The organism is Acidaminococcus sp. CAG:542, assembly GCF_000437815.1.
Classification (GTDB): Bacteria; Bacillota; Negativicutes; order Acidaminococcales; family Acidaminococcaceae; genus Acidaminococcus.
Window position 1 is genome coordinate 2,722 of sequence record NZ_FR902063.1, and the last position, 5,195, is coordinate 7,916.

The 5,195-nt window shown below is 56.8% G+C and carries 5 protein-coding genes and 1 pseudogene; 2 read left to right on the forward strand and 4 right to left on the reverse strand.

Annotation, left to right across the window (positions count from 1 at the left end; genetic code table 11):
* Positions 1-234, reverse strand: a 234-nt coding sequence (locus tag QVO43_RS04850) for a hypothetical protein (protein WP_288174545.1), incomplete at its 3' end; no start/stop codon positions are given.
* A gap of 15 nt (positions 235-249) precedes the next feature.
* The gene (locus QVO43_RS04855; protein WP_022487452.1) at positions 250-642 is read right to left on the reverse strand and encodes a fluoride efflux transporter FluC; all 393 of its coding nucleotides are present in this window, start codon (positions 640-642) and stop codon (positions 250-252) included.
* A 265-nt stretch (positions 643-907) separates the two neighbouring features.
* Here QVO43_RS04855 and rlmD point away from each other — a divergent pair, with 265 nt between their 5' ends.
* Positions 908-2,284, forward strand: coding sequence for a 23S rRNA (uracil(1939)-C(5))-methyltransferase RlmD (gene rlmD, locus QVO43_RS04860; RefSeq protein ID WP_022487453.1), 1,377 nt, complete (start codon positions 908-910; stop codon positions 2,282-2,284).
* A gap of 107 nt (positions 2,285-2,391) precedes the next feature.
* On the forward strand, positions 2,392-3,954 hold the full coding sequence (locus tag QVO43_RS04865) for a nitrite/sulfite reductase (RefSeq protein WP_022487454.1): 1,563 nt from the start codon (positions 2,392-2,394) through the stop codon (positions 3,952-3,954).
* A gap of 46 nt (positions 3,955-4,000) precedes the next feature.
* On the opposite strand, the gene QVO43_RS04870 is transcribed toward QVO43_RS04865, so the two are convergent.
* Both QVO43_RS04870 and QVO43_RS04875 read right to left on the reverse strand, forming a co-directional pair.
* Positions 4,001-4,942, reverse strand: coding sequence for an alpha/beta hydrolase (locus QVO43_RS04870; protein ID WP_022487455.1), 942 nt, complete (start codon positions 4,940-4,942; stop codon positions 4,001-4,003).
* 131 nt (positions 4,943-5,073) lie between these two features.
* Positions 5,074-5,195: pseudogene (locus tag QVO43_RS04875) on the reverse strand (AEC family transporter); the annotation flags it as partial.

Consider the following 5,195-nt stretch of genomic DNA (forward strand, 5'->3'; position numbering starts at 1 on the left):
GGAATAGTACAGGAAGCCCATCCACAGGCCCCCTGCCCAGGCCAGGAACCGCAAAAGAGGCCGGGGCACCGCATTCAGATACACATTGCTGAACACAAAACACAAAGGCAGTACCCAAAAAGGCACCAGAGTCCACCAGGACCGCAAAAAAGAGAGCCCCGCCCGGTACATGGCCCAGATGGCCATGGAGCCACCCAGTCCCACCAGCAGCAGGGTCACAAAGAAGGATTTCACGAGAACATCATCCCTTTACAACAGCGTTTTTCCCGCCCAGAAGGACACACTGGCTGCCAGAAGGCCCAGGGTATTCTGGAGCAGGAGATACAGGAACCCGGTTACATGTTCCCCGTGGAGAAAGAAATGGAGCCCTTCCTTAATAAAGGAAGAAAAGGCCGTAAAGCCGCCGATAAACCCCCAGTACAGCAGCATGGCCCATTTGGGGTGTGGGAATTTGGTATACAAGAAGGCAGCGAAAAAGCCTACCAGGATACATCCGAAGGTATTCACAAAGACCATTTCCCAAGGAAAATGATTGCTCCAAACTCCCTTCAGGGCCCCAGCCACCAGGTATCTGGCCACCGATCCCAGGGCGCCGCCCAAAGCCACATAGACAAGCAGCAATGCATCTTCTTTCCACATCATAAACTTCTCCCCCTCAATAGAAATAACAGTAAAATCACGCCTCCCTGCTGGACTCTTTTTCCCCATTTGAAAAAACGGGCGCTGAATCCACTACCAGCGTCCTTCCATAATAATATGATAGTAAAAACCGTTTATTTTGTCAATTCATTTGAAAATTGTTCAAAAAGATTCTTTCTCTTTCTTTATCCATCCTTTCCTTCTCTTTCCCGACTTTTCAGCCGGAAACATTGCACCGGAACGGGGACAACGGTATAATGACAGTATTATGAAAGAAAACAAATTACCCTTCAAAATCAAAGAGAACATCGAACTGACCATCACCGGTCTGGGCAGCTCCGGAGAAGGGGTGGGCAAAGTCAGCGGCTTTACCTTCTTCGTCCCTGGAGCCCTGCCGGGAGAGCGGATCCAGGCCCAGGTGACCCTGCTGAAGAAAAGCTACGGCCAGGCCCGGCTGCTGAAACTGCTGGTGCCTTCTCCAGACCGGGTGACCCCACCCTGCCCGGTGTATGCCCAGTGCGGCGGCTGCCAGCTCCAGCACCTGTCCTATCCGGCCCAGCTGGCCCTGAAACGCCAGACGGTGGTGGACGCCATGGAACGGATCGGCCATTTTTCCAAACTCTGCGTCCAGGAAACCCTGGGAGCGGAGGACCCCTGGCATTACCGGAATAAAATGCAGGTACCGGCTGCCCAGGGACGGAACCACACCCTGGCCATTGGCTGCTACGCCCAGGGCACCCACCGGGTCATTGATGTGAAAGACTGTCTGATCCAGCAGCAGACCAACAACAAAATCGTCCAGGTGGTCCGGGCCTGGATGGAAAAATTCCGGATCCCGGCTCTGGAAGAAGATGCCCGGCGGGGCATTGTCCGGCACATTATGGGCCGGGTGGGAGTCCGTACCGGGGAAGTAATGGCCGTGCTGGTGACCAACGAACCCCAGGTCCCCCATCTGAAGGATCTGACGGCCATGCTCCGGCAGGAAATCCCCGGCTTCACCACTCTGGTCCAGAACCTGAACACCCGTCATACCAATGTGATCATGGGCCCCAAAAACAAAGTGATCTGGGGGCCGGGCGTAATCCATGACCGGCTGGGAAAATTCACCTTTGCCATTTCTCCCCATTCCTTCTTCCAGGTGAACACCCTCCAGGCGGAAAAGCTCTATGAAACAGCCCTCCAGTACGCGTCCCTTACAGGAAAGGAGAAGGTCATCGACGCCTACTGCGGCACCGGCACCATTACCTTGTTCCTGGCCCAGAAAGCTCAGCGGGCCCTGGGAATCGAAATCGTGGCTCCGGCCATCCGGGATGCCAGGCAGAATGCCCGGGACAACCAGGTGACTAATGCAGAGTTCCTGTGCGGAGATGCGGCCAAAGAAATGCCCGAACTGGTCCGCCAGGGCAGCCGCCCCGATGTGGTGGTGCTGGATCCTCCCCGGGCCGGCTGTGAACAACGGGTGCTGGACGCCATTGCCAAAGTCCGTCCCCAGCGGGTGGTGTATGTTTCCTGCAACCCGGCCTCCCTGGCCCGGGATGCGGCCATTCTCCGGGACAAAGGCTTCGTGGTCCGGAAAGTCCAGCCCGTGGACATGTTCCCCCATACCAGCCATGTGGAGACCGTGTGTCTGCTGACCCTGCGGTAGGAGGGGCTGCTGCTTATATCACACTATTGCACTATGAATTAGGATGTGTTATTCTTTTTCTATTCCATCCATCCGGATTTACAAGCACACAAAGGAGGAATCCGTCCATGACTCAGATTTCTGAAACTGCCAAAGAGAAGATCCGAAGCCAGTTCCCGGTCTTCCAGGAAGCCGCACGGGCTTTCTATGCCAAAGAGCTGGCTCCCGGAAAATATAAAGGGACTTCCGGCAAATTCGGTTCCTATGGAGAACGGGGCGCGAACAGCAGCATGCTCCGGCTGCGCTTCTCCGGCGGGGCCATCGATCAGGCCCATATGGCCTTCCTGGCCCAGGCCATCGACAAATACCATGTGACCCTGGCCCATTTCACCACCGGGGAAGCCCTCCAGCTCCACCATCTCCAGGAACAGGAAGTACTGGGGCTGTACCAGGACTGCTTTGACCATGGAATCTACTGCGCAGGCGCCGGCGGAGACAATCCCCGGAACATCACGGCCAGCCCTCTCCACGGGGTGGAAAAGGGAGAACCCTTTGACATGACCCCGGCCATCCGGGCAGCCGCCAATTTCGTCATCAGCCTGATCCCGGAACTGAAACTGCCCCGGAAATACAAGATCAGCTTTTCCAACGGCATCGACAATGAAGGCCATGCCACTTTCAAGGACCTGGGCTTTGTAGCCCGTCCTGACGGCACCTTCGATGCCTACGCCGGCGGGGGCTTCGGGGTCAACGGCAGCCGGTTCGGGGTGCTCATTGACACCCAGGTGGATCCCCGGGACCTGTCCTGGTATATCCTGGGCTATGCCCGGGACGTGTACATGAAATACGGGGACTATGAACACCGGGGGACCGCCCGTTCCCGGTTCATCCTGACCAAAATGGGAGAAGAACCCTTCCGGAAAGCGGTCCGGGATGCCGTGGCCCGGTGCCGGGAAGAAGGGATCCCCCGTCTGGAACTGGAACCCATCCCTCCCCTGACCAAATCCGGAAAAGATGATTCCGTCCTGGCCGATCCCCGGATCCACAGCCAGAAACAGGAAGGGCTGTACTATGTGGAATACAAGCCCCTGGGCGGGGTGCCGGATATCCAGGTGTTCCGGCAGCTGCTGGGAGAAGCTTCTCAGATGGAAGGCGCCCAGCTGCGGCTCAACGCAGACGAAACCTGCTACATCATCAACCTGACGGCGGAAGAAGCCCGGCAGGTGGCCGCCCTGACAGAAAAGGACACCGCCCACACCCTCTTTGAACATTCCGTCAGCTGCATCGGCGCAGCTGTATGCCAGCAGGGCCTGTGTGATTCCCATGGGACCCTGGCCCGGATTGCCTCCTTCCTGAAGGAAAAGGGCGTGGATACCCGGTATCTGCCCAAATGCCACTTCTCCGGCTGCCCTTCCACCTGCACTGTCCAATCCCTGGCGGCGCTGGGCTTCCGTGGGGCCTTCACCCTGGTGAACGGGGAACGGGCCAGTGCCTTCCAGGTGTACGCGGGAGGCAGCTACGCCTACGGAAAGGAAAAGATCAGCGAGCCTCTGGGCCTGATTGCCACCGCCCGGCTGCCCCAGTTCTTCCTGGACCTGAACCAGATCCTCCTGGAAGCCGGCCAGCCCTTTACCCAGTGGTATCCGGACCATGAAGAGGCGTTCCTGGAACTGTTGAAGAAATACGCGTAAAAAAGGGGCTGTGAAAAAATGAAGAATCATTTTTTCACAGCTCCTTTTACAAGCTCTCCAAAAAGCTTCCCACTGCCTGGGCATATCCTTCCGGATTGTCTACTATTTCATTGGCGTGGCCGGATCCTTCGAAATAGACCAGCTTTTTATGGGGACTGGTGCACCGGTCCATCAGTTCTTCCGCAATGTGAGGGGGAATCAGCCGGTCCACATCTCCGTGGAGGAACAGTACCGGAGTGGTCATCCGCTGGACGCAGGAAGCCGGGTCCACATCCCGGAGGGTCTTCCGGGTATGGTAGTACATGGAAGCCTGGAAAAAGGGATCCAGTACTTCCATGCCGGTAAGGATCCGCTGGTCCTCTGTATAGTTCATGAGCTTTTCCCGGCCCAGTTCCAGTACATTGCCATAGGAACTGTCTGCCACGTAGAAAGCCATGTCCCGGCCCTGAGGGGTGCCGGCATAGATCAGGCTCATGGCGGCCCCCAGGGAAATGCCGTGGAACCCGATGGATACCTGAGGATCCTGCTGCCGGAGCAGAGCCACCCAGCTGTCCATGTCTTCCGGATCGTGGATTCCCCAGTCATTGGTATTGCCGCCGCTTTCCCCATGGCCCCGGATATCCGGCATCAGCACATTGTATCCCCGGGCCAGGTAAATCCGGGCATAGGGAACGCACATGGTCCGATTCTGGTACAGACCGTGGAGCAGAATGACGGTTTTATGGCCTCCTGAAGGGCTTTCAATGTAGGTTCCCTGGAGCCGGGTACCGTCCTTGGAGGTGACGGCCACCCGTTCCCAGCCGTATTTCCGTTCCAGCCCATGGATCATGTCCAGGTCATTCCGATGGTTCTCGATGGCCAGCAGTTTGTCCCAGGGCTGGGTGAACAGCTGGGTGTACGCGGCATTCCCGGCATAGAATCCGGCTCCCAGCAGGAGCAGCAGGGTCAGGAACACCAGATATTTGATGAAATTCCAAAGGAAACGCATACCTTCTTCGCCTTTCTGTGATGCATAGAATACTGACTATACATCATAATCCCAAGATGCAGAATAAATAAGGCAGAAAAGAGGCAAAAGGATGAACAAAGGTGCTGTTGCGCATGCAACAGCACCTTGTCTCACGGCTCCGGCAGCACCATGCACCAGAACAGGATGGTGAACATACTGAGCAGCGTGGACAGTACCGTCAGCTTGGTGGCAAAGGGGGCGTCGCTGCCATACCGGGCGGCGAAAATGGCGG